Genomic DNA, 21,950 nt, shown 5'->3' with positions numbered 1-21,950 from the left:
AGGCGATCTCACGGGTGTCCGGGCTGTGAGATGAGGCGGTGGTCGGCGGCGGGGGATGACCGCGGGTCCGGACCCGTGGACTTCGTGCTCGTCGGCGCTCTCCTGACGACGCTCACACTCGCTGTCCTCCAGCTCGGCTTCGCCGTCTACGTCAGGAACGTGGTGCACGATGCGGCGGTGGAGGGCGCGCACTACGCCGCGCTCGCCGACACCACGCTCGACGACGGCGCTGAGCGCACTAGAGCGTCCATCGTCCGAGCGGTCGGAGACGGGTTCGCCGGAGACATCGCCGTCTCGCAGAGCGACAGGCTCGGCTACCCGACCGCTGTCGTCACCGTCCGCACCACCCTGCCGGTCATCGGCCTGCTCGGCATCCCATACGGGCTGGAGGTGGATGCGCATGCGCCGATGGAATCACTGGGCGAGGAATGACGAGGGCTCGGCGGCGCTCGAGTTCATCACGATCGGTGTGATCCTCCTCGTCCCGCTCGCGTATCTCGTCCTCGCACTCGGCGCAGTCCAGGAGACGCTGCTCGGAGCCGAGGCGGCAGCCCGCCACACGGCGCGGGTGATCGGCCAGGCGGAGAGCGCAGCCGACGCGGCGGACCGCGGCGATGCGGTGCTCGCGAGCGTCATCGACGAATACGGCATGGATGCCGAGAACGTCGCGGTCTCGGTGACCTGCACCCCCGCCGGTGCGGAGTGTCCGACACCGGGCGCCACGGTGATCGTCACCGTCAGCACGCACGTGTCATTGCCGTTCGTGCCGAGCATCTTCGGACTCGATCGTGCAACGCAGATCCCGCTGGAGGCGGCCGCAGCGCAGAAGGTGTCCCGCCTGTGGGGTGAGGAATGATGCCCCGGGAACGCTGTGACGATGAGGGAAGCATCCTCCCTCTGCTGCTCGGCTACGTCGTTCTCGCGCTCGCCGTGGTCTTCGTGTGCACGTGCGCAACAGATCTGTACATCGCGCAGAAGCGTCTTGATTCGCTGGCGGATGCCGCCGCGCTCGCCGGAGCGGACGGTTTCACACTCGTGGTCGAGGGGGAGGGCGTGCGTGCCGAGCTCACCGACGACGGTGTGCGGGAGCAGGCCGCCGCTGTGGTGGATGCGATCGCTTCCGGTGCGCACCTGGTGTCGGCCTCAGCGCCGGACGGCGTCTCCGCCCGGGTCACCGTGGCGATCGACTGGCATCCGCCGCTCGTCTCCGCCTTCGTCCCCGCAGGCGTCGGCCTCGAGGCGACAGCCACGAGTCGCACGGCGCTTCGCTAGCGGCGTCAACCCTCGAACGGAGGCCGCAGCACCACGACGGCACCGACGTCGAGGTTCAGGCCGGTCTTGTTGTACGCGGCCAGTTCGTCCGCGTCGAAGCAGAAGCGGTCAGCGACAGCGGGGAGGTTGTCCCCGGCGGCGGCGGTGTAGTTCTCGATCTCACCGTCAGCGTCGCGGTTGACGGTGCCGTTCGCGCCAGCGGTCGCGCCGAAGTCGGCGATCAGGCCCTTGACGCGGGCGGCGCCGTTGCTCATGTCGATTCCGTTCTTGTATCCGGCGGCGCAGGAGACAGCGACCATCTCCTCGTCCGTCTGGGGCGCCCAGGGAACGGTTGGGTCGGGCCTGAGCACCAGGACGTCGCCCGGCTGCATCGCCCAGTAGGTCACCTTGTTGTACGTGCCGAAGGAGGAGGAGTCGATGCAGAAGCGGGTGGCGATGGCCTCGACCGCGTCTCCGGACTGGACGGTGTAGGAGACGATCTGCCCCTCGGCGTTCAGCGTCGGCTCGCCGACGGCGTATTCGCGGATGCCGGTGTCGGTCAGTTCACCTGCCAGCTCAGGCCCGTCGCTGAAGAGCTTGATGGGGGCCGTGGGGCAGCCCGTCGCGGTCGGCGCCGGTTCGCCTTCGACGGCAGCCGCCGCAGGGGAGGCTTTGGGAGTCTGTTCGGTGTTCGTGGGCGCAGCGGTGGCGGTGCAGCCGGCCAGCGCGGTCACAGCCAACGCGAGCGCGGCCAGCGTCGTCGCGAGCTTGGTTGTGCTGGTCATGGCGCCCATACTGACAGACCGACGCCGGAACGTAGCGCTGGATCGCAGTTAGGCGGGTGGTTCTCGCCGTGGGCTGAACCGCGGAATCCAGCGGATGAACCCGAGCGCGCCGAGCAGCCCCACGGCGCCCATCAGCCCGGCGGCCGCAGACAACGAGGAGACCGCGGTCACCGCGGAGACGATCAGCGGCGCAGCCGCGCCACCGGCATCGGTCAAGGTCCGCCACGAACCGAGGAAGGGAGCCGGGTCGTGCTTCGGCGCGACATCGGCACCGAGGGTGAGCAGGATGCCGCTGGAGAGCCCGTTGCCTACGCCGAGCACGGCCGCCAGCATCCCGAACCAGAGCACGGCCGCGTCGCCGTCGTGCGTGAACGCCAAGGCGAGGAACCCGGCGCCCATCAGCACCATCGCCGGCATCGCCGCCCACAGCCTGCCGAAGCGGTCCATCACCTGGCCGCTGGCGTAGAACAGGGCGAAGTCGATCGCACCGGAGACGCCGACGACCAGCGCGATCGTCTGCGCATCGAGGCCGAGTGAGACGCCCCACAGCGGCAGGACGACCTGGCGCGCCGATCGGACCGCCGACAGGGATGCCGCGGCCAGACCCAATCGCCCGAGAACGCCGCGGAAGCGCCACATGGTGCGGAAGATACCCACCCGCTCGAACGTCGGGATCGAGCCGCTCACCGCCTCGCCGGAGTCCTCCGCGAGCGGTGTCGAGTTCGACAGCGGCGCGATGGTCTTCTCCGGATCCGGACCGAACAGCACGAGCACCACCATGACGACCAGGCAGGCGAGGAAGAACCAGATCGCGGCGTGCTCGTCGCCGAACACCTGCAGCAGAAGGGCAGTGACGAACGGGCCGACGAAGACGCCGAGGCGGAAGCTCCCGCCCAGCAGCGACAGCGCGCGGGCGCGGAACTCCAACGGCACGCGCGTCGTCATGAACGCGTGCCGGGCGAGGCCGAAGGCGGCGGCGCAGAACCCGAGCAGGAAGACGGATGCCGCGAATACGGCGATCACCGGAGCCAGTACCATCCCGATCACAGCGGCCATGGAGATGACGCCGGCGATGACCATCGTGAAGCGCTCGCCGATGCGGGCCACCGCCCAGCCGGCGGGCAGGTTGCCGCACAGCTGGCCGACGACGAGCGCCGAGGCGACGAGTGCCGCGGCCGCGACATCAGCGCCCATGTTCGCCGCGATCACGGGGATCAGAGGGATGACCGCGCCCTCGCCCATCGAGAAGAGGATGGTGGGCAGGTACACCATCGGCCCGAACTGCCTGAGGACCGTGGATGCACTGCTCACCCCGCCACGCTACTCCGCTCCGCGGTCAGCACGATTCGTACACGTGGCCGCTCTCGTCTGGACGGGCGAGGTCCCGATCGCGGAGAATCGCCGTCGGCGGAGTGTCCTGTTGGGCGCAGAGCTCGGCGAACGGCTTCGGCAGCTGATCGGTGTACTCGATATCGAGTATGGACTCGTACACGTCGGTGTAGGCGGCGCATTCGTCGTATGCGGCGCACTCCTCTGCGACAGCGAAGTCGAAGCCGGCCTCGTCGTGGAGCACGGTGGTGTGCTCCGCCGCGTTCTTCTGGCCGGCGGCGAGACCTGCGTCATGCGCGATGGCGACGAGGTCTCGAGCGACCGCGACGGCGTCGTCGAGTGTGATCGCACCGCCCGAGCGGGTGAACGAGTCGAGGTTGTCGAACTCCACCGCGTCGAAGCCGTCCGTCCCGCAGCCGCGGATCCAGTTGCCCACCCGGTCGATGACCAGATCGGCCGCAGCGTCGTCGCTGATGTCGAGCAGCGCCTCGTCCGGCCAGTCGGGGTCGATGACGACGTCTCCCGCCTCATCGGTGAGCAGGGCCTCGCTCGGCCAGTCGTCCTGTTCGCCCGGCTGCGTCTGAAACGCGTTCACGTAGCAGATGGAGTAGCGATCAGGATCCGGGGCGTCGGTGCGATCTCGGACGACGACGGCGATCGCGGCATCCGGCTCGTAGCCGCCTCCGAGCTGGTAGTCGAAGGCAGCGTCCGGGGGAGGCGCGGCCGGTGCGTCCGTGGCCGCCGCGCAACCGCTCAGCAGGAGGACGATGGCCGCGAGCACGGCTCCGATCGGTCGGCGCACACTTCAGGCTATCCGTCCGGCGTGGGCACGGTAGGCTGAAGCGTCATGCTCGAACTCGATCTCTCCGCCGATATTCAGGCGCTCAGGCACACATACGGCGACATCAGCGAGGTCGTCGATGTCAACCGACTCCAGGCCGATATCGCACGGCTCAGCGAAGAGGCGGGCGCGCCCGATCTCTGGGATGACCCGGACAAGGCGCAGAAGGTCACCAGCGCGCTCAGTCACAAGCAGGCCGAGCTCAAGCGGGTCAACGAGATCGGGCAGAGGCTCGATGACCTGGAGGTACTCGTCGATCTCGCCAACGAGATGGAGGACGAGGACTCCGCCGCCGAGGCGCGCGCCGAGCTCGCCGCTCTCACCGACGTCATGAATCAGCTCGAGGTGCAGACGCTCCTCGACGGCGAGTACGACGACCGCAGCGCGATCGTCACGATCCGCTCCGGTGCCGGCGGCGACGACGCCACGGACTTCGCCGAGATGCTCATGCGCATGTACCTGCGGTGGGCCGAGCAGCACAAGTACCCGGTCAAGGTGATGGACACGTCCTACGCCGAGGGCGCAGGCATCAAGTCCGCGACCTTCGAGATCGAGGCGCCGTACGCGTTCGGCACGCTGTCCGTAGAAGCCGGGACGCACCGTCTTGCTCGCATCAGCCCGTTCGGTTCTGCCGACAAGCGCCAGACCAGCTTCGCGGCGGTCGAGGTCATCCCGCTGATGGAAGAAGCCACCGAGGTCGACATCCCCGAGAACGACATCCGCGTCGATGTCTTCCGCTCCTCCGGCCCTGGTGGTCAGTCCGTCAACACCACCGACTCCGCCGTGCGCCTCACGCACCTTCCGACCGGCATCGTCGTCTCGATGCAGAACGAGAAGTCGCAGATCCAGAACCGCGCTGCTGCGATGCGCGTGCTCCAGACCCGCCTCCTGCTGCTGCAGAAGGAAGAAGAGGCTGCGAAGAAGAAGGAGCTCGCCGGCAACATCACCGCGAGCTGGGGCGATCAGATGCGCTCCTACTTCCTCTACGGCCAGCAGCTCGTCAAGGACCTGCGCACCGGCCAGGAGTCCGGCAACCCCGCCGCAGTGTTCGACGGCGACCTCGACGACTTCATCTCGGCGGGCATCCGCTGGCGCAAGCGCAAAGACGACGACGACTGATCTCACGGCCGCTCCAGACAGGGTGTCGCTCGCGGTCAGGCGCGAACCCGCGCTTAGGCTCGTAAGGCCATGATTCGGTTCGAGAACGTCACCAAGCGCTACCGCGGTACGAAGAGACCGGCCCTCGCCGGGGTCGACTTCGAAGTCGAGCGGGGCGAGTTCGTCTTCCTCGTCGGAGCATCCGGATCGGGAAAGTCGTCCTGTCTCCGGCTGATCCTCCGCGAGGATGTCCCCACCACCGGTCGCGTCGCCGTCCTCGGCCGCGACCTCAGGACACTCGCCAACCGGAAGGTCCCGTACTTCCGTCGGCACATCGGGTCGGTCTTCCAGGACTTCCGCCTGCTGTCGACCAAGACCGTGTTCCAGAACGTCGCCTTCACCCTGCAGGTCACCGGCTCCTCGCGCGGTTTCGTGCAGCAGGCCGTTCCAGAGGCTCTCGCCCTGGTCGGCCTGGAGGGCAAGGAGAAGCGGATGCCGCACGAGCTGTCCGGTGGCGAGCAGCAGCGCGTCGCGATCGCGCGCGCTCTCGTCAACCGACCCCAGGTGCTGCTCGCCGACGAGCCGACCGGAAACCTCGACCCAGCCACCTCGGTCGACATCATGCAGCTGCTCGCGCGCATCAACGCCGGCGGCACGACGGTGCTGATGGCCACGCACGAGGCTGCCTTCGTCGACCAGATGCGGCGCCGGGTCATCGAGCTTCGCGACGGCGAGATGGTGCGCGACGAGACGCACGGCGGCTACGGCGACCGCTCGATGATCCCTCAACTCGTCCCGGAGGAGGAACGCGGCGCCGCCGCGACCGCCGCGCTCACCGCCGTGCAGGAGGTGCAGCGCGAGACCGAGTCCCTCGAGCCGCTCACGGCTGAGATGCTCGCCTCCATGAAGGCGGCGCGGGATGCCGAGACACCTGCCGAGCCGGCGGCACCGGCCGCTCCCCGCACGCATCCGATCGTGCTCCCCGAGGTCGACGTCGCCGAACTCGGCATGGCCGACCGCCTCGGCCTGTCGGCTGCGGACGATGACGACGAAGTGGGGCCGACCTCGTGAGAGTGGGACTGATTCTGTTGGAGGCCCTCGGAGGCCTCCGTCGCAACATCTCGATGGTGATCTCCGTCGTGCTCGTCACGTTCGTCTCGCTGACGTTCGTGGGCGCGGCGATCCTCATGCAGGGTCAGATCAGCACGATGCGCGACTATTGGACCGAGCGCGCGCAGGTCGCGGTCTACATGTGCTCGACGGTGTCCGACACCGAGGAGACCTGCATCGACGGCGCGGCCACCGAGGATCAGGTCGAACAGGTGCGCGCCGAGCTCGCAGGCCCCGCGTTGAACTCGTTGATCACGGATGTCCGCTTCGAGACGAAGGCCGAGGCATACGCGAAGCTCGTCGACCAGCTCGGTGACGAGCAGGCGAGCGTGCTCACCGAGGACCAGATGTTCGACAGCTTCTGGGTGACGCTCAAGGACCCAGGTCAGTCGCAGGTGATCGTTGAGGCCTTCAGCGGAGTGAACGGCGTCGAGGAGGTCCTGGATCAACTCCAATACCTCGAACCTCTCTTCTCCGCGCTCACGGTGGCGACGTACATAGCCGTCGGCATCGCCGCGCTCATGCTGATCGCCGCGGTCCTGCTCATCGCGACGACCATTCGACTTTCGGCATATGCCCGGCGCAAGGAGATCGGGATCATGCGCCTCGTCGGCGCCTCCAACCGCTTCATCCAGACGCCGTTCATCCTCGAGGGCGTTTTCGCCGCCTTCCTGGGCTCCGTCCTCGCGAGCGGTGCGGTGATCGCGGGAATGCACTTCGGAGTCGAGGGCTACCTGAAGGGGCGCGTGCCGTTCATCACCACCTGGGTGAGCATGCAGGACGCACTCATCGTCGTGCCGATCCTGATCGCGATCGGAGTGATCCTGGCTGCACTCTCCGCCGGCTTCGCGATTCGTCGCTGGCTTCGTACGTAGCATCCGCTCTGTTGTAGGGTGGAGGGCTGGCCGTACGACAGGATGCACAGGAGAGAATCATGCCCAGGGAACGCGGGGAGAAGGTCATCGCGACCAATCGCCGAGCCCGTCACGACTTCAACATCGAGAAGTCGTACGAGGCGGGGCTGGTGCTCACCGGTACCGAGGTGAAGTCGTTGCGCCAGGGGCGCGCGAACCTCTCGGACGGGTACGCGTTCATCAAGGCGGGCGAGATCTTCCTCGACTCCGTGCACATTCCGGAATACTCGCAGGGACACTGGACGAACCACTCGGCCAAGCGCGTGCGCAAGCTACTGATGCACCGCGAAGAGATCCAGAAGCTCGAGCACGCCGTCTCGGCCGGCGGGTACACGATCGTGCCGCTGAAGCTCTACTTCCTCGACGGCCGCGCGAAGGTCGAGATCGCCCTGGCGAAGGGCAAGCGCGAGTTCGACAAGCGCCAGACGCTTCGTGAGCGTCAGGACACCCGTGAGGCAGAGCGCGCCATGCGGCTGCGCAACCGCATGGGGGAGTAGCACTCCTCAGCGGGCGAGAGTTCAGGCCTCGAACCCGAACGCCTGCCCCAGGAACGCGAGCTCTCGCTCGAGAGCGTCGACGATCGTCTCCGCTCGCCGGAAGCCGTGGCCCTCACCCGGGTACAGCACGTACTCGTGCGGGATGCCGCGTGCGGCCAACGCGTCGCGGATGGCCTGCGACTGAGACGGCGGGACGACGCGGTCGTCCTCACCCTGCAGCAGCAGGACGGGCACATCGATGCGGTCCGCATGCGTGAGCGGCGATCGATCGATGTATACGTCCTCGGCATCGGGGAGCGCACCGACGAGCCCGTCGATGTAGTGCTTCTCGAAGTCGTGCGAGTCCTGGGCCAGCATCCGCAGATCCGCCACGCCGTAGCGGCTGATGCCGGCGGCGAAGACTCCGCCTCGCACCAGGGCCGACAGCACGGTCCATCCTCCGGCGGAGCTGCCGCGGATCGCGATGCGAGCCGGATCCGCCCGGCCGGATGCCGCGAGACCACGGGCAGCAGCGAGCACATCGTCGACATCGACGATGCCCCACTGGTGGTCGAGGCGCTCGCGATAGTCGCGCCCGTAGCCGGTCGAGCCGCCGTAGTTCACATCGAGCACGCCGATGCCGCGACTCGTGTAATACGCGATGGCGGCGGACGCCGCACCTGCGACGTGCGCAGTCGGGCCGCCGTGCACGAACACGATGTAGGGCGGCAACTCCTCGGATGGTGCGGATGACGTGGGATTCGCCGGCGCGTAGTCGAAAGCGTGCACCGGCCCGTGGGCGCCGTCGATCGTGAGCTGACCGGCCGGGGGCATCCACGCCTCATCCGTCGCTGCGCCTCCGCGGATGCGGGCGACCTGACCAGAATCCGCGTCGACGCACCACAACCCGGCGTTCACGGTCGCGCCTCCACCCGAGAGCAGCACGCGCGCGCCGGAGACGTCGTCGACGCTGACGTGCGCAGTGGCCGGAACCTCCAGGGTGCGGACGGAGCCGTCGGGGTCGATCACGACGACCTCGTCGGACCCGTTCGTCCGCACCGCGACGATCCGACCGTCGGGGAGCGGCTGATACCACCGGTTGCCGAGCACCCAGAGGCCGTAGCCGGTATCGGCGTCAGCGGGCGCGATCGGCTCCGGCTCCGACGCGCGGAGACCGTCGAGCTTCAGCCGGTGCAGAGCCCAGCGCCCCCCTGGGTCGTCGGCGTAGAGCAGCTCGGTGTCGCTCGCCCATTCCGGTTGCAGGGCCGCTCGCGTGCGCACGTTCGCGAATGCGTCGTCCCCTGACGAGACCCGCAACCACGCCGCCTGCCACGGCATACGGCGTCCGGACCATTCCACCCAGGCGATCCTGGTGCCGTCCGGCGACAGTGCGGGATGCGCGAAGAACGCGGTGCCCTGGATGTGGACGCGGATGGCGGTCTCGTCCGCAGCCGCCGAACCGTCTGTCGGGATCTCGACGATCCCGCGCAGGTGCGGTGTCGCGGTCGCATCCTCACGGACCGCGAGAAGACGACCGTTCTGGAGACGGAGACCGCCGTGGCTCGGGCCTGCGCCGCCCTGGGCGGCGGGTGTGAGCGGCGCGGGCTCTGCGCCCCGTGGCATTCGGTACACCCGCTGGTCCTTCGCATCGACGAAGAACAGCGTGCCGTCGGCATCCGCCGTCCACGCGCCGCCACCGTACTCGTGCACGCGAGACCGGGCGCTCCACGGGGCGGGCAGCAGTGCGTCACCGGTCGAGCTGCGCACGGTGACACGGCCACCATCGGCAGGAATCGATTCGCCCCACCAGATCTCGTCGCCGACGAAGCGGGCGCCGTCGATGCGCGGCGCGGACGAGGCGATGCTCGTCGCCGTGAACGGGGACGACCAGGTCCCGTAGGGTGACGTCGCGTGCGGCTGGGGCATGTCTCGAGCCTATTCGGGACCTCGGACGTCCGCGCCCGGCAGCCGACAACGCAGAAACCGCCCTTCCCGAGAGCGGGAGAGGGCGGTTTCCGCGCTATCGATGGATGCCGCGACGTCAGACCGCGCGGAGCACGGCCACGACCTTGCCGAGCACGACGGCGTCGTCGCCGAGGATGGGCTCGAATGATGTGTTGCGGGGGAGCAGCCACGTGTGGCCGTCGCGCTGCCGGAACGTCTTGACCGTCGCCTCGCCGTCGAGCATCGCAGCGACGATCTCACCGTTCTCCGCCGTGTTCTGCGTGCGGACGACGACCCAGTCGCCGTCGCAGATCGCTGCATCGATCATCGATTCGCCCGAGACCTTGAGCATGAACAGATCGCCCTTGCCCACGAGTTGGCGGGGAAGCGGGAAGATCTCCTCCACCTGCTGCTCCGCCGTGATGGGGACGCCGGCGGCGATCTGCCCAACCAGCGGAACCATCGCCGCGTCCCCGACGGGCGTGCTGGAGTCGGCAGGGTTCTCCCCGCTGGTGCCCGGCAGGTCGATGAGCACCTCCATCGCGCGCGTCTTGCCGGGGTCGCGACGCAGATAGCCGCTGAGCTCGAGCTGCCCGAGCTGGTGGGTGACGCTGGAGAGCGACTTGAGCCCGACCGCGTCGCCGATCTCACGCATGCTCGGCGGATAGCCGTGCTTCGCGATCGACGTCTGGATCACCTCGAGGATGGCCATCTGCTTGGCGCTGAGATTCTTGCGCCGACGAGTGCGAGGCGCCTCGGCGTCGGTGGCGGAGTTGTCGCTCATGGTGGCTCCTTCGTGCGCGATTCCGGGGCTGCTCTTCGAATGTCGGTGGCCCGTGGTGGGGTGTCGTTATCGAAACCGTATCCGAGAAACAGCCGAAATCGGAAGATCTGTTCGAGCGTGTCGGCAGGTGCTGGGATCCGATTTCGAAGAAGTCTTGACAGATGTTCGAATTCGAAGATAGATTCGGAACGTAGCTTCGCATCCATCGCTCCCGGCCGAGCGGTGAATGCGAACGCTACGCCAAAGAGGCAGAGGAGAGTCCCATGAGCACCATCAGCATCGCCGCCCCGTCCATCCGTCCCGCACGCACTGCAACGCGGCTCCGGTTGACGACGCGCGGTCGTCGGGTGCTGGTCGCTCTGGCGGCACTCCCGCTGGCAGTCGGCATCGGCTTCGCTGCGATCAGCGGCGGCTCGGCGATCGCCTCGGGCGAAGCGACCGTGACCGCCAGCTTCGAGACCGTGACGGTGATGCCGGGCGACACGCTCTGGTCGATCGCGGAGTCCGTGGCTCCGTACGCGGACCCGCGTAAGGTGATCAGCGGCATTGAGAGCCTCAACATGCTGGGCGGGCAGTCTCTGCAGGTGGGCCAGGAGCTCGCGATCCCCGCCGAGTACGCCGACTGATCCCACCGTTAGCATGGGAAGGGTGACTGCTTCCCTCGGTGACTTGCCCCTCCGCGACGATCTTCGCGGCCTCACTCCGTACGGCGCTCCTCAGGCTCCACTGCCTGTCGCCCTCAACGTCAATGAGAACACCCACCCCGTACCCGACGAGGTCGCAAGCGACATCCTGGATGACATCGCGGTGGCTCTACGCGAGGTGAACCGCTACCCGGACCGGGAGTTCACGACGCTGCGCGAGGCCTTTGCCGAGTACCTCGGCCACAACCTCGCCCCCGAGCAGATCTGGGCCGGCAACGGTTCGAATGAGGTGCTGCAGCACATCATGCAAGCCTTCGGCGGACCGAACCGCACGGTCTTCGGGTTCGCGCCGACGTACTCCATGTACCCCCTGATCGCGCAGGGCACCGGTGCTCAGTGGGTGGCGGGCCAGCGTGAAGCCGACTACACGATCACGCCGGATGAGGCGGCCGCCCAGGTTCGGCAGGCCGCCCCCGACATCGTCATGCTCTGCTCGCCGAACAACCCGACGGGAACGCCACTCGACCTCGATGTGGTCGAGGCCGTCTACGAGGCGACGAGCGGCATCGTCGTGGTGGACGAGGCGTACCAGGAGTTCGCGCCCCGGGATGCCGTTTCCGCACTCACACTGCTCGAAGGGCGCCCGCGTCTGGCCGTATCGCGGACCATGAGCAAGGCGTTCGCTTTCGCGGGAGCGCGGGTGGGCTACCTCGCGGCCGACCCGGCCTTCATCGACGCTCTGCGACTCGTCCGGCTTCCGTACCACCTCAGTGCACTGACGCAGGCTGCCGCAGTGGCGGCGTTGCGAAATGCTGACATCATGCTCGGCATGGTGGATGAGATCGTCGAGCAGCGCGATCGCATCACCGCGACCCTCGAGGCACTCGACTATCAGCCGCACGAGTCCTGGTCGAACTTCGTCCTCTTCGGTGGTGTGCCCGACCCGCGCGCGACGTTCGAAGCGCTCTACGAGCGCGGAGTGCTGGTCCGCGACGTGGGCATCCCCAACCACCTGCGCGTGACGGCGGGGACCGAGGCCGAGACCACGGCGTTCCTCGACGCGCTGGCGTCGATAGACTCGGGCTCATGAGCGCTTCCCGAACTGCCGAGGCTTCCCGCACCGCGCAGCGAACCCGCAGCACGTCCGAGTCGACCGTCGAACTCGAACTGAACCTCGACGGCACGGGGCAGAGCCGCATCGACACGTCGGTGCCGTTCTTCGACCACATGCTCACGGCGTTCGCGAAGCACTCGCTCACCGACCTCACCGTCCGAGCATCCGGCGACACGCACATCGACGCTCACCACACGGTGGAAGACGTCTCGATCGTGCTCGGCCAGGCGATCCTCGAGGCGCTCGGAGACAAGTCGGGCATCTCGCGATACGGAGATGCGCTCGTCCCGCTCGACGAGGCGCTCGCTCAGGCGGTCGTCGACATCAGCGGCCGCCCCTACCTCGTGCACACCGGCGAGCCCGAAGGATTCGAGCACCACCTCATCGGCGGACATTTCACCGGTTCTCTGGTGCGCCACGCGTTCGAGGCGATCTCCTTCAACGCCGGACTCAGCGTGCACGTCCGCGTGCTCGGCGGTCGCGATCCGCACCACATCGCCGAAGCGGAGTTCAAGGCGTTCGCCCGTGCGTTCCGTCAGGCGAAGTCGCTCGATCCGCTCGTCGACGGGATCCCGTCGACGAAGGGCGCACTGTGACTCGCACCGTCGTCGTATACGACTACGGCTCCGGCAACGTCCACTCCGCCGTCAAGGCGCTGGCCGCGGCCGGCGCGGACGCGAGACTCACCGGTGACCGCGCGGAGGCGCTTGAGGCTGACGGGCTGTTCGTCCCCGGTGTCGGCGCGTTCGCCGCCGTTCGGGCGGCTCTGCTCGCGCAGGGCGGCGACGAGATCATCGACCGGCGTCTGGCCGGAGGGCGCCCGGTGCTCGGCGTGTGCGTCGGTATGCAGGTGCTCTTCGAGCACGGCGTCGAACGCGGCCAGAACGTCGATGGCCTCGGCGAATGGCCGGGCACCGTCACCGAACTCAACGCGCCCGTCCTGCCGCACATGGGCTGGAACACGGTGACGCCGGATGAGGGCAGCGTCCTGTTCCGCGGCATCGAGGAGGAGCGCTTCTACTTCGTGCACTCCTTCGCAGCGCAGAAGTGGGAGCTCGACGTCATCGCGCCGTTCCCGGAGCCCAAGCTCACCTGGACGACCTACGGCGAGCCCTTCCTCGCAGCCGTCGAGAACGGGCCGCTCTCGGCGACGCAGTTCCACCCCGAGAAGTCCGGCGACGCCGGCATCCGGCTGCTCCGGAACTGGGTCGACAGCCTCTGATGACGTCGACGTTTTGAACCCTGCATCGAGCCGGGCTACTCTCGGATCTCGTGCTCGCCTTTCGGCGCACTTCACCCACCCGAGGATGACATGAACGACTTCGCGTCCACCCCCAAGCTCACCCTTCTTCCGGCTGTCGACGTCGCCGGTGGCAAGGCGGTTCGTCTGACGCAGGGCGAGGCCGGGTCGGAGACCAGCTACGGCGACCCGCTCGACGCGGCTCGTGAATGGGTCGACCAGGGGGCGGAGTGGATCCACCTCGTCGACCTCGACGCGGCCTTCGGGCGCGGAAGCAACACGGCGATCCTGCGCAAGGTCATCAAGCAGCACCGCGACGTCAACATCGAGCTCTCCGGCGGCATCCGTGACGACGCCAGCCTTGAGGCCGCGCTCGAGAGCGGCGCAGCGCGGATCAATCTCGGCACGGCCGCGCTCGAGAACCCCGAATGGGCGTCCGACGTCATCAGTCGCTACGGCGAGGCCGTCGCCGTCGGTCTCGACGTGCGCGGCACGACCCTCGCCGCGCGCGGCTGGACGAAGGAGGGCGGCGACCTGTGGGAGGTGCTCGCACGGCTCGAGGACGCCGGCTGCAGCCGGTACGTCGTGACCGACGTCACCAAGGACGGCACGCTGCGCGGCCCGAACATCGACCTGCTGCGCGAGATCACCTCTCGTACGCCGAAGCCCGTCGTGGCGTCGGGAGGCATCTCGAGCCTCGACGACATCGCGGCGCTTCGCGAACTCGTACCGCTTGGCGTCGAAGGCGCGATCGTCGGCAAGGCTCTCTACGCCGGCGCGTTCACGCTGGCAGAGGCACTGGATGTCGCCGGCGACTGACGACGCCTGCGGTCACGGTCACGGCGACGGAGACTCCGCGTCGACCGTCGGGGCCGGCGATTCGGCCGGTGTCCCGTGGGAGGGGCGCAGCTTCGAGTCCAACCCGCACTCCGCTGACGACGGCTCGGCAGACCCGGCCCTGCTCGACGCATTGCTCCGCTTCCGCGCGGGTGAGGGCTCGCAGGTCGAGGTCGTCGACGCCTTCCGTTCTGCTCGAGTCCTGATACCCCTCATCGCCGAGAAGGGGGAGGAGGGCGTCGCGCCCAGCGGTCTTGCCGTCGACAAGACCCAGGAGCTGTCCATCGTCACCGTCGCCGCCCCTGATGGGCGCAAGGTCCAGCCGGTGTTCTCATCGGTGACGGCGATGCAGACCTGGGATGCCGCAGCACGCCCGATCCCGGTCGAGGCTGTGCGTGCGGCCCTGGCGGCGTCGTCGGAGGACACCGATCTGATCGTGCTCGATCCGACCGCGGAGACCGAGTTCGTCATCCGGCGCCCCGCCGTATGGGCGATCGCGCAGGGGCACGCCTGGGAGCCGAGCTTCCTCTCACCGGAGGTCTTCACCGCACTGCAGGAGAGCATCGCGCACGAGCTCGCCGTGATCGACATCGCCGTCGCGCCCGGTGACCCGGACGCGCGACTGCGCGGCCCGGAGCTCGTCGTGATCCTCGACCTCGTCGACGGTCTCGAACGAGACGTGCTGGATGCCGTCCTCGCCCGGCTGGCTCAGCGGTGGTCGGCGGATGACCGCATCGCGGTGCTCGCGGATTCCCTCACGGTCAAGCTCCGCCGCGCTGCCTGAGTCAGTTGACCGGCCCGGTCCACTTCTCGCCGGGGCCCTTGCCGATCGGGTCGGGGATCGCGGATGCTTCGCGGAAGGCCAGCTGCAGCGACCGCAGTCCGTCCCGGAGCGATCGGGCGTGCATGTCGCTGATCTCGGGGGCGCCGGCTGTGATGAGACCCGCCAGCGCGTTGATCAGCTTTCGGGCCTCGTCGAGGTCGAGCTGAGAGTCGGGGTCGTCGGCGAGGCCGAGCTTCACCGCGGCCGCGCTCATCAGATGGACCGCTGCGGTGGTGATCACTTCGACGGCGGGGACATCCGCGATGTCGCGCGTGGCGGCCGATGCGGCCTCCTCCTGCTGCTGCCAGCGCTCGTTGCGCTCGTCGTGACCGTGGTCGTGGGCCGGAATCGTCACTTCGCCTTGCCTTCTGTTAGACTGTGCCGGGCTCCGGAGCGTAATGCTTCGGATCGAAAGAGGATTCACTTCCCACCCGCGCTTGCCGTTCAAGGCTACCGGGTCTTGCACTCCGCCGGTTCACGCCGGTAGATCGGATCGTGTCCGATGTTCAGGGTGCGAAGCCGACGTCTGAATGTCGGCGGGTGGGGCAGTAACTCCTTTTTCGCAGTGCGTCGCAGAGAGCGTCGCGTTGGCTGAATCCCCATCGTCTAAGGAGTTCCGCATCAGCGATCCCCGTACCAATGAGCGCATCCGCGTCCCCGAGGTCCGCCTCGTCGGCCCCGCGGGTGAGCAGATCGGCGTCGTCGCCATCCAGGTCGCGCTCCGACTCGCGCAGGAAGCCGACCTCGATCTCGTCGAGGTCGCCCCGAACTCGAAGCCGCCCGTGGTCAAGATCATGGACTACGGCAAGTTCAAGTACGAGGCTGCCCAGAAGGCGAAGGAAGCTCGCCGCAATCAGGCGAACACGATCCTCAAGGAAGTGCGCTTCCGTCTGAAGATCGAGGCTCACGACTACACGACGAAGCTCAAGCGCGCCGAGGGCTTCCTCAAGGCCGGCGACAAGGTCAAGGCCATGATCCTGTTCCGCGGTCGTGAGCAGTCGCGTCCCGAGCAGGGCGTTCGTCTGCTGCGCAAGTTCGCCGAGGACGTCGCGGAGCTCGGAACCGTCGAGTCGAACCCGACCATCGACGGTCGCAACATGGTCATGGTCGTGGCTCCGCTGAAGAACAAGTCCGAGGCCAAGGCAGAGCAGAACGCTGCCCGCGCCGCGAACAAGCAGGCGGCTCGCGACTCGAAGGTCGAAGAGACCGAGACCGCCGAAGCGGAGTGATCCGCTCCCATTACTCCCGCACTGCGGGTTGACAACGTCGCCTGAGAAGGCGCCACACGAAGGAAGAGAAGATGCCGAAGCAGAAGACCCACTCGGGTGCCAAGAAGCGCTTCAAGATCACCGGCAGCGGCAAGCTGAAGAAGCAGCAGGCCGGCATGCGCCACAACCTCGAGCACAAGTCGAGCCGACGCACCCGCCGCCTCAACCAGGATCAGGTCCTGTCGCCCAACGACACCAAGGTCGCCAAGAAGCTTCTCGGTCGCGGCTGAGCGCCGAACGCACGAATAGGAATACACGAAAATGGCAAGAGTCAAGCGGGCGGTAAACGCCCACAAGAAGCGTCGCGTCATCCTCGAGCGCGCCTCCGGCTACCGCGGTCAGCGTTCGCGCCTGTACCGCAAGGCCAAGGAGCAGGTCATCCACTCCCTGGTCTACTCGTACCGTGACCGTCGCAAGCGCAAGGGCGATTTCCGTCGCCTCTGGATCCAGCGCATCAACGCCGCTGCCCGCCAGAACGGCATCACGTACAACCGCTTCATCCAGGGCCTCGGCCTCGCGGGCGTCCAGGTCGACCGTCGTATGCTCGCTGAGCTCGCGGTCAACGAGCCGGCCACGTTCGCGTCGCTGGTCGAGACGGCCAAGAAGGGCCTGCCTTCGGACGTCAACGCGCCGAAGTCGGCTGCGTAAGCATCCTTCCTGAAACGGGCGCTCTCCTTCTGGAGGGCGCCCGTTTCGGCATCTCACGGCGTACGCAGAGCGCGTCGGCGCAGCAACCGGGAGATGAGAACGTCGAGCAGCATCGCGCCGACGACGGCGAACGCGTACACGAGAAGATCCCGCTGATCGAACCCTGCGCCAAGCACCAGCGCGGCGGGCGGGACAAGGGCGGTGGCCTTCGCCGGGATGTCCGTGAGCTGGAGGAACTCGACGGCCGTGCAGAACAGGATGGCGAGGGCCGCGCACAGAGAGCGAGTCCGGCGCGGGAGCATGAGCACGATCAGCAGGTAGACGAGCAGCGCGTACAGCGCGTCGCCCGTGACGTCGCCGATGACACCGGAGGCGAAACGGTGGAGGAGAAGACCGGCGATCACGGTCGCCACAGCGATGACGACGACGGTGAGTCGACGTCGACCTGCTGATCGCTGCGCAGTGGGCGGCACGCCGGGACTCTATTCGAGCAGACTGCATGATCGCCGCGAGAAGGCGCCAGCCGCGAGAAAGTGAACGGTGCGCGACGTTCATCGGGCGTCGCCCCGTGATCCCTCTAGACTGGAGCCGTGCTGGAGAATCCCCGGTCCCCGCGTGTCCGCGCCGTTGCGAAGCTGACCAAGCGCAGCGCCAGAACGGACACCGGTCTGTTCCTGCTCGAGGGCCCGCAGGCGGTGCGCGAGGCGCTCTCGTACCGACCGGATGCCGTCGTCGAGCTGTTCGCGACACCGACGGGGTGGGAGAAGCATCCCGACCTTCGGGCCGCAGCCACCGCCCACTCCGTGAACCTCGAGTTCGTCACGGAGTACGTGCTCAACGCGATGGCGGACACCGTCACGCCGCAGGGCGTCATCGCCGTCGCCCGCCAGATCCCGACGTCGGTGCGCGACATCTTCGCGTCCTCACCGCGCCTCATCGCCATCTGCGAAGAGGTGCGCGACCCCGGAAATCTCGGGACGATCATCCGAGCAGCGGATGCCGCCGGCGCGGACGCCGTCGTCCTCACCGGGCGCACGGTGGATCCGTACAACCCGAAGGTCGTCCGATCGACCACCGGATCGCTCTTCCACCTGCCCGTCTCCGTCAGCGGTGACCTCGAGGACGTCGTCAAGCGCGCCCACGAGGCCGGCATGAGCGTGCTCGCGGCCGACGTGAAGGGCGACGACCTGCTTCAGGCCCGCGCCGACGGTGTGCTCTCTGGGCCGACGGCGTGGCTGTTCGGGAATGAAGCGCACGGGCTCGAGGAGCGCGCGCTCGACCTTGCCGATCACGTGCTGAAGCTGCCGATCTTCGGCCGGGCGGAGTCGCTCAATCTCGCCACGGCGGCCAGCGTGTGCCTGTACGAGAGCGCCTTCACGCAGCGGGCCGTCGACGCGCACTGACACGTTTCGGGTCGGTTACAACTCGATAACCCGCGGTGGCGGATGCTGGTTCCCGAGGCCGTGTGCTTCTAGTGTGGGCACATGACCGAGACTGGTACACCTCTTGTCGTCGTCGACAACGTTCAGAAGCACTACGGCGAGTTCCAGGCCCTGAAAGACATCAACCTCACCGTCAACAAGGGTGAGGTCGTGGTCGTGATCGGCCCGTCGGGTTCCGGCAAGTCGACTCTGTGCCGCACGATCAACCGCCTCGAGACCATCACCAGCGGTGTGATCTCGATCGACGGCAAGGAGCTGCCCGCCGAGGGCAAGGGCCTGGCGCAGCTGCGCGCCGACGTCGGGATGGTCTTCCAGTCGTTCAACCTGTTCGCTCACCTCACGATCCTCGAGAACGTGACGCTCGGCCCGATCAAGGTCCGCGGACTGAAGAAGGCCGATGCCGACAAGGAGGCGATGGCGCTCCTCGAGCGCGTGGGCGTCGCCCAGCAGGCATCCAAACTCCCCGCTCAGCTGTCGGGCGGTCAGCAGCAGCGCGTCGCGATCGCCCGGGCCCTCGCGATGCAGCCGAAGGTCATGCTCTTCGACGAGCCGACCAGCGCGCTCGACCCCGAGATGATCAACGAGGTGCTCGACGTCATGGTGCAGCTCGCCAAGGAGGGCATGACGATGATCGTCGTCACCCACGAGATGGGATTCGCGCGCAAGGCGGCCGATCGCGTCGTCTTCATGGCCGACGGGCAGATCGTCGAAGAGGCGACCCCGGAGGAGTTCTTCACGACCCCGAAGAGCGATCGCGCCAAGGACTTCCTGTCGAAGCTCCTCACCCACTGACCACCTCCCGTACACGAAACTCACGCAGTCACACACAGCACACGAAGGAGACGCACATGCGACGCACACGGACACTGGCGGGCATCGGAATCGCTGCCACAGCGCTGATCGCCCTGACCGCCTGCAACAGCGGCAGCCCGACGATCCCCGGAGGGGACGGCGGCGATGAAGGAGACGCTCCCGCATACGAGGTGGCGCAGGACGTCCAGCTCGAAGGCAGCCCGACGTTCGACGCCATGGTCGAGCGCGGCGGTCCGATCATCGGTGTCAAGGAGGACCAGCCCAACCTCGGCTACCTCGACGCGACCACGAACGAGCGCAGCGGCTTCGACATCGAGATCGCACGCTGGATCGCCGCATCCCTCGGATTCGAGGAGAGCGACATCACCTACGAGCCGATCGCATCCGCCAACCGCGAGCAGGCCCTCGTGAACGGCGACATCGACTACTACGTCGGCACGTACTCGATCACCGACTCCCGCAAGGAGCAGATCGACTTCGCCGGTCCCTACTTCGTGACGGGCCAGGGCTTCCTCGTCGCCGCTGACAGCGAGATGACCGAAGTAGGCGACGTCTCCGACTTCAACGGCATGACCGTCTGCTCCGCTACCGGGTCCACGCCGATCTCCAACATCAAGGAGAACTACCCGGAGATCAAGACGGAGGAGTACGACGTCTACTCCGCCTGCGTCGAGGACCTCATCAGCGGCAAGGTCGACGCGGTCACCACGGACGCTGCGATCCTCATCGGCTACGCCGCTCAGTACCCCGACGACGTGAAACTGCTCGACGGCCTCTTCACCGAGGAGCGCTACGGCGTCGGCCTCCCGAAGGGCGACACCGCTCTTCAGGAGCACATCAACACGCTGTTCACCGACGGCGGCGACACCTGGCAGGCGATCTTCGACGCGACCCTCGGTCAGTCGGGCATCGAAGTCGAGCAGCCGGCTGTCGACTGACGAACCGCGATGCGGGGCGGTCTGACCGGCCGCCCCGCACCCATATCTAGAAGGGGAGGGCGCGTGGACGCCATCTTCGGCAACCTCGACCTGTGGAGTCAGGGCCTCACGTACACCTTGATGGTGTTCTTCTTCGGCGGGATCATCGCGCTGGTCCTCGGCACCATCGTCGGCGCAATGCGCGTCTCGCCGGTCCCGGTCGCACGCGCTGTCGGCACGGCGTACGTCACGCTCGTCCGCAACACCCCGCTCACCCTCGTCTTCTTCTTCTTCGTCTTCGGATACAGCGCGCTCGCGCTTCCCACGCTCTCGAACCTCGTGCTGGGCATCTTCGCGATCGGCGTCTACACGGCCACATACGTCGCCGAGACGCTGCGAGCCGGCATCAACACCGTGCCCGTCGGTCAGGCGGAGGCAGCCCGCGCGATCGGGCTGCCGTTCGGGCAGGTCATGACCCAGGTCGTGCTGCCCCAGGCGTTCCGCTCGGTCGTTCCGCCGATGATGAGCGTGTTCATCGCGCTTCTCAAGAACACCACCGTCGCCGCCGGATTCTCCATCGCGGTCCTCCCGCAGCTGCAGGCGACGATCTCCAATTCGCACACGCGCCCCGGCAGCCCCATGGAGGTCCTGCTCTGGGTCGCCGTCATCTTCATCGCACTGGTGATGCTGCTGACCTGGCTGCAGCGAACGCTCGAGAACCGATGGAGGATCGCACGATGAGCTCGGTACTCTTCGACGTCCCTGGCCCTCGCGCCCGTCGCCGCAACCTCATCCTCACGATCGTCACGATCATCGTCGTCGTCGCTGTGATCGCGTTGCTCCTCTGGCGCCTGTCGCTCACGAACCAGTTCAGCGCCGCGAAGTGGAATGTCTTCACGTACTCGGTGGTGTGGTCGTCCATCGGCCAGATGCTGCTCAACACGCTGCGCGCCTTCGCCCTCGCCGCGGTCCTCAGCCTCGCGCTCGGATTCGTGCTCGCGATCGGGCGCATGTCCGACCACGCCTGGGTGCGGGTGCCCGTCACCGTCGTCACCGAGTTCTTCCGCGCCGTGCCGGTGCTCGTGATGATGATGATCCTGTACTACGGCCTGCCTACGCTCGGCGTGAAGACCGATCCTTACTGGGCCGTGGTCGTCGCGCTCATGCTCTACAACGGCTCGGTGCTTGCCGAGGCGCTGCGCGCTGGAATCGAATCGCTGCCACGCGGCCAGAAGGAGGCCGGCTTCGCCATCGGCCTGCGCAAGAGCGGCGTCATGACGCTGATCCTGCTTCCGCAGGCGATCAGGGCGATGCTCCCGGTGATCGTGGCTCAGCTCGTCGTGACGATGAAGGACACCGCGCTCGGGTTCATCATCACCTACCAGGAGCTGCTCTACTACGCGAAGCTCCTGAGCTCGCAGCCGGGGCGTCCGATCCTCCAGGCCGCGCTCATCATCGGTGGCATCTACATCATCATGTGTCTGATTCTCTCGGGCATCGCGAAGTGGGCCGAGATCAAGACCCGCCGCTCGCCGAAGATGAAGGCGCTCGCGGCCGATCAGGCGGCCGTGATGCACGAGGGCACCGACACCGAGCTCATCGCCCTGCAGACGAGGTCCGGCAAGTTCGATGGCAACAACTCGGGGGCAATCTGACGCGCGACGCCGCCGGT

The 21,950-nt window shown here is 67.4% G+C and carries 28 protein-coding genes; 21 read left to right on the top strand and 7 right to left on the bottom strand.

The window, feature by feature from the left end; all coding sequences use genetic code 11:
• Positions 1 to 30: 30 nt before the first annotated feature.
• The 3 genes from LQZ87_RS13135 to LQZ87_RS13125 are packed head-to-tail and all read left to right on the top strand — an operon-like array spanning position 31 to position 1,272.
• A complete protein-coding gene (locus tag LQZ87_RS13135) occupies positions 31 to 432 on the top strand; it encodes a TadE/TadG family type IV pilus assembly protein (RefSeq protein WP_230103894.1) in 402 nt (133 codons plus the stop codon).
• On the top strand, positions 401 to 856 hold the full coding sequence (locus LQZ87_RS13130; protein ID WP_230103893.1) for a TadE family protein: 456 nt from the start codon (positions 401 to 403) through the stop codon (positions 854 to 856). The genes LQZ87_RS13135 and LQZ87_RS13130 overlap by 32 nt, the downstream gene beginning before the upstream one ends.
• On the top strand, positions 856 to 1,272 hold the full coding sequence (locus tag LQZ87_RS13125) for a pilus assembly protein TadG-related protein (protein WP_230103892.1): 417 nt from the start codon (positions 856 to 858) through the stop codon (positions 1,270 to 1,272). The genes LQZ87_RS13130 and LQZ87_RS13125 overlap by 1 nt, the downstream gene beginning before the upstream one ends.
• Before the next feature lie 5 nt (positions 1,273 to 1,277).
• On the opposite strand, the gene LQZ87_RS13120 is transcribed toward LQZ87_RS13125, so the two are convergent.
• The 3 genes from LQZ87_RS13120 to LQZ87_RS13110 all read right to left on the bottom strand — a co-directional run bounded on the left by LQZ87_RS13120 (position 1,278) and on the right by LQZ87_RS13110 (position 4,167).
• Positions 1,278 to 2,036 carry a LysM domain-containing protein gene (locus LQZ87_RS13120; protein WP_230103891.1) on the bottom strand — a complete coding sequence of 253 codons (759 nt, stop codon included), beginning with the start codon at positions 2,034 to 2,036 and terminating at the stop codon, positions 1,278 to 1,280.
• Positions 2,037 to 2,084: 48 nt separating this feature from the next.
• A complete protein-coding gene (locus LQZ87_RS13115; RefSeq protein WP_230103963.1) occupies positions 2,085 to 3,308 on the bottom strand; it encodes an MFS transporter in 1,224 nt (407 codons plus the stop codon).
• Positions 3,309 to 3,372: 64 nt separating this feature from the next.
• Positions 3,373 to 4,167, bottom strand: a complete 795-nt coding sequence (locus tag LQZ87_RS13110; RefSeq protein ID WP_230103890.1) for an endo alpha-1,4 polygalactosaminidase — start codon at positions 4,165 to 4,167, stop codon at positions 3,373 to 3,375.
• Between the two features lie 45 nt (positions 4,168 to 4,212).
• On the opposite strand from LQZ87_RS13110, the gene prfB reads away from it, so the two are divergent.
• The 4 genes from prfB to smpB all read left to right on the top strand — a co-directional run bounded on the left by prfB (position 4,213) and on the right by smpB (position 7,825).
• Complete coding sequence (prfB, locus tag LQZ87_RS13105; protein WP_230103889.1) at positions 4,213 to 5,325, top strand: peptide chain release factor 2; 1,113 nt, start codon at positions 4,213 to 4,215, stop codon at positions 5,323 to 5,325.
• Positions 5,326 to 5,394: 69 nt separating this feature from the next.
• The gene (ftsE, locus tag LQZ87_RS13100) at positions 5,395 to 6,375 is read left to right on the top strand and encodes a cell division ATP-binding protein FtsE (protein WP_230103888.1); all 981 of its coding nucleotides are present in this window, start codon (positions 5,395 to 5,397) and stop codon (positions 6,373 to 6,375) included.
• Positions 6,372 to 7,289 (top strand): permease-like cell division protein FtsX, encoded by a 918-nt coding sequence (gene ftsX, locus LQZ87_RS13095; RefSeq protein WP_230103887.1) that lies wholly within the window; start codon positions 6,372 to 6,374, stop codon positions 7,287 to 7,289. The genes ftsE and ftsX overlap by 4 nt, the downstream gene beginning before the upstream one ends.
• 59 nt (positions 7,290 to 7,348) lie before the next feature.
• Positions 7,349 to 7,825, top strand: a complete 477-nt coding sequence (gene smpB, locus LQZ87_RS13090) for an SsrA-binding protein SmpB (RefSeq protein ID WP_230103886.1) — start codon at positions 7,349 to 7,351, stop codon at positions 7,823 to 7,825.
• A 21-nt stretch (positions 7,826 to 7,846) separates the two neighbouring features.
• On the opposite strand, the gene LQZ87_RS13085 is transcribed toward smpB, so the two are convergent.
• Positions 7,847 to 9,730 carry a prolyl oligopeptidase family serine peptidase gene (locus LQZ87_RS13085; protein WP_230103885.1) on the bottom strand — a complete coding sequence of 628 codons (1,884 nt, stop codon included), beginning with the start codon at positions 9,728 to 9,730 and terminating at the stop codon, positions 7,847 to 7,849.
• A 115-nt stretch (positions 9,731 to 9,845) separates the two neighbouring features.
• A complete protein-coding gene (gene lexA, locus LQZ87_RS13080; RefSeq protein ID WP_230103884.1) occupies positions 9,846 to 10,532 on the bottom strand; it encodes a transcriptional repressor LexA in 687 nt (228 codons plus the stop codon).
• A 263-nt stretch (positions 10,533 to 10,795) separates the two neighbouring features.
• On the opposite strand from lexA, the gene LQZ87_RS13075 reads away from it, so the two are divergent.
• From LQZ87_RS13075 to LQZ87_RS13050, 6 genes are all read left to right on the top strand, one after another.
• The gene (locus LQZ87_RS13075) at positions 10,796 to 11,158 is read left to right on the top strand and encodes a LysM peptidoglycan-binding domain-containing protein (protein ID WP_230103883.1); all 363 of its coding nucleotides are present in this window, start codon (positions 10,796 to 10,798) and stop codon (positions 11,156 to 11,158) included.
• A gap of 13 nt (positions 11,159 to 11,171) precedes the next feature.
• Positions 11,172 to 12,266 (top strand): histidinol-phosphate transaminase, encoded by a 1,095-nt coding sequence (locus LQZ87_RS13070; RefSeq protein ID WP_230103882.1) that lies wholly within the window; start codon positions 11,172 to 11,174, stop codon positions 12,264 to 12,266.
• Positions 12,263 to 12,886: an imidazoleglycerol-phosphate dehydratase HisB gene (hisB, locus tag LQZ87_RS13065; protein WP_230103881.1), complete on the top strand. Its 624-nt coding sequence runs from the start codon at positions 12,263 to 12,265 to the stop codon at positions 12,884 to 12,886. The genes LQZ87_RS13070 and hisB overlap by 4 nt, the downstream gene beginning before the upstream one ends.
• Entirely contained in the window at positions 12,883 to 13,512 is a 630-nt protein-coding gene (gene hisH, locus LQZ87_RS13060; protein WP_230103880.1) for an imidazole glycerol phosphate synthase subunit HisH, read from the top strand. The genes hisB and hisH overlap by 4 nt, the downstream gene beginning before the upstream one ends.
• Before the next feature lie 90 nt (positions 13,513 to 13,602).
• Positions 13,603 to 14,349 (top strand): bifunctional 1-(5-phosphoribosyl)-5-((5-phosphoribosylamino)methylideneamino)imidazole-4-carboxamide isomerase/phosphoribosylanthranilate isomerase PriA, encoded by a 747-nt coding sequence (gene priA / locus LQZ87_RS13055; protein WP_230103879.1) that lies wholly within the window; start codon positions 13,603 to 13,605, stop codon positions 14,347 to 14,349.
• The gene (locus LQZ87_RS13050; protein WP_230103878.1) at positions 14,333 to 15,151 is read left to right on the top strand and encodes an SseB family protein; all 819 of its coding nucleotides are present in this window, start codon (positions 14,333 to 14,335) and stop codon (positions 15,149 to 15,151) included. Before priA ends, LQZ87_RS13050 begins: the two co-directional genes overlap by 17 nt.
• A gap of 1 nt (position 15,152) precedes the next feature.
• On the opposite strand, the gene LQZ87_RS13045 is transcribed toward LQZ87_RS13050, so the two are convergent.
• Positions 15,153 to 15,539: a DUF1844 domain-containing protein gene (locus LQZ87_RS13045; RefSeq protein WP_230103962.1), complete on the bottom strand. Its 387-nt coding sequence runs from the start codon at positions 15,537 to 15,539 to the stop codon at positions 15,153 to 15,155.
• 238 nt (positions 15,540 to 15,777) lie between these two features.
• Between LQZ87_RS13045 and infC the strand changes: the two genes are divergently transcribed.
• The 3 genes from infC (at position 15,778) to rplT (ending at position 17,106) form a co-directional block, all read left to right on the top strand.
• Entirely contained in the window at positions 15,778 to 16,419 is a 642-nt protein-coding gene (gene infC, locus LQZ87_RS13040) for a translation initiation factor IF-3 (RefSeq protein ID WP_230103877.1), read from the top strand.
• A 71-nt stretch (positions 16,420 to 16,490) separates the two neighbouring features.
• Positions 16,491 to 16,688: a 50S ribosomal protein L35 gene (gene rpmI / locus LQZ87_RS13035; RefSeq protein WP_230103876.1), complete on the top strand. Its 198-nt coding sequence runs from the start codon at positions 16,491 to 16,493 to the stop codon at positions 16,686 to 16,688.
• Positions 16,689 to 16,719: 31 nt separating this feature from the next.
• Complete coding sequence (gene rplT / locus LQZ87_RS13030; RefSeq protein ID WP_230103875.1) at positions 16,720 to 17,106, top strand: 50S ribosomal protein L20; 387 nt, start codon at positions 16,720 to 16,722, stop codon at positions 17,104 to 17,106.
• A gap of 53 nt (positions 17,107 to 17,159) precedes the next feature.
• Here the strand turns inward: rplT and LQZ87_RS13025 are convergent, their stop codons facing one another.
• Positions 17,160 to 17,579 (bottom strand): DUF2809 domain-containing protein, encoded by a 420-nt coding sequence (locus LQZ87_RS13025; protein ID WP_230103874.1) that lies wholly within the window; start codon positions 17,577 to 17,579, stop codon positions 17,160 to 17,162.
• Positions 17,580 to 17,696: 117 nt separating this feature from the next.
• On the opposite strand from LQZ87_RS13025, the gene LQZ87_RS13020 reads away from it, so the two are divergent.
• The 5 genes from LQZ87_RS13020 (at position 17,697) to LQZ87_RS13000 (ending at position 21,933) form a co-directional block, all read left to right on the top strand.
• A complete protein-coding gene (locus LQZ87_RS13020) occupies positions 17,697 to 18,509 on the top strand; it encodes an RNA methyltransferase (protein ID WP_230103873.1) in 813 nt (270 codons plus the stop codon).
• Positions 18,510 to 18,590: 81 nt separating this feature from the next.
• A complete protein-coding gene (locus tag LQZ87_RS13015) occupies positions 18,591 to 19,340 on the top strand; it encodes an amino acid ABC transporter ATP-binding protein (RefSeq protein WP_230103872.1) in 750 nt (249 codons plus the stop codon).
• 56 nt (positions 19,341 to 19,396) lie between these two features.
• Complete coding sequence (locus tag LQZ87_RS13010) at positions 19,397 to 20,299, top strand: glutamate ABC transporter substrate-binding protein (RefSeq protein WP_230103871.1); 903 nt, start codon at positions 19,397 to 19,399, stop codon at positions 20,297 to 20,299.
• A 63-nt stretch (positions 20,300 to 20,362) separates the two neighbouring features.
• Entirely contained in the window at positions 20,363 to 21,019 is a 657-nt protein-coding gene (locus LQZ87_RS13005) for an amino acid ABC transporter permease (RefSeq protein ID WP_230103870.1), read from the top strand.
• Positions 21,016 to 21,933: an amino acid ABC transporter permease gene (locus LQZ87_RS13000; RefSeq protein ID WP_230103869.1), complete on the top strand. Its 918-nt coding sequence runs from the start codon at positions 21,016 to 21,018 to the stop codon at positions 21,931 to 21,933. The genes LQZ87_RS13005 and LQZ87_RS13000 overlap by 4 nt, the downstream gene beginning before the upstream one ends.
• Positions 21,934 to 21,950 lie beyond the last annotated feature (17 nt).

The sequence above is a fragment of the Microbacterium sp. Bi121 genome (assembly GCF_918698005.1).
Taxonomy (GTDB): domain Bacteria; phylum Actinomycetota; class Actinomycetes; order Actinomycetales; family Microbacteriaceae; genus Microbacterium.
The sequence above is the reverse complement of the archived record's forward strand: the minus strand, read 5'-3'. Positions and strand labels throughout refer to the sequence as shown.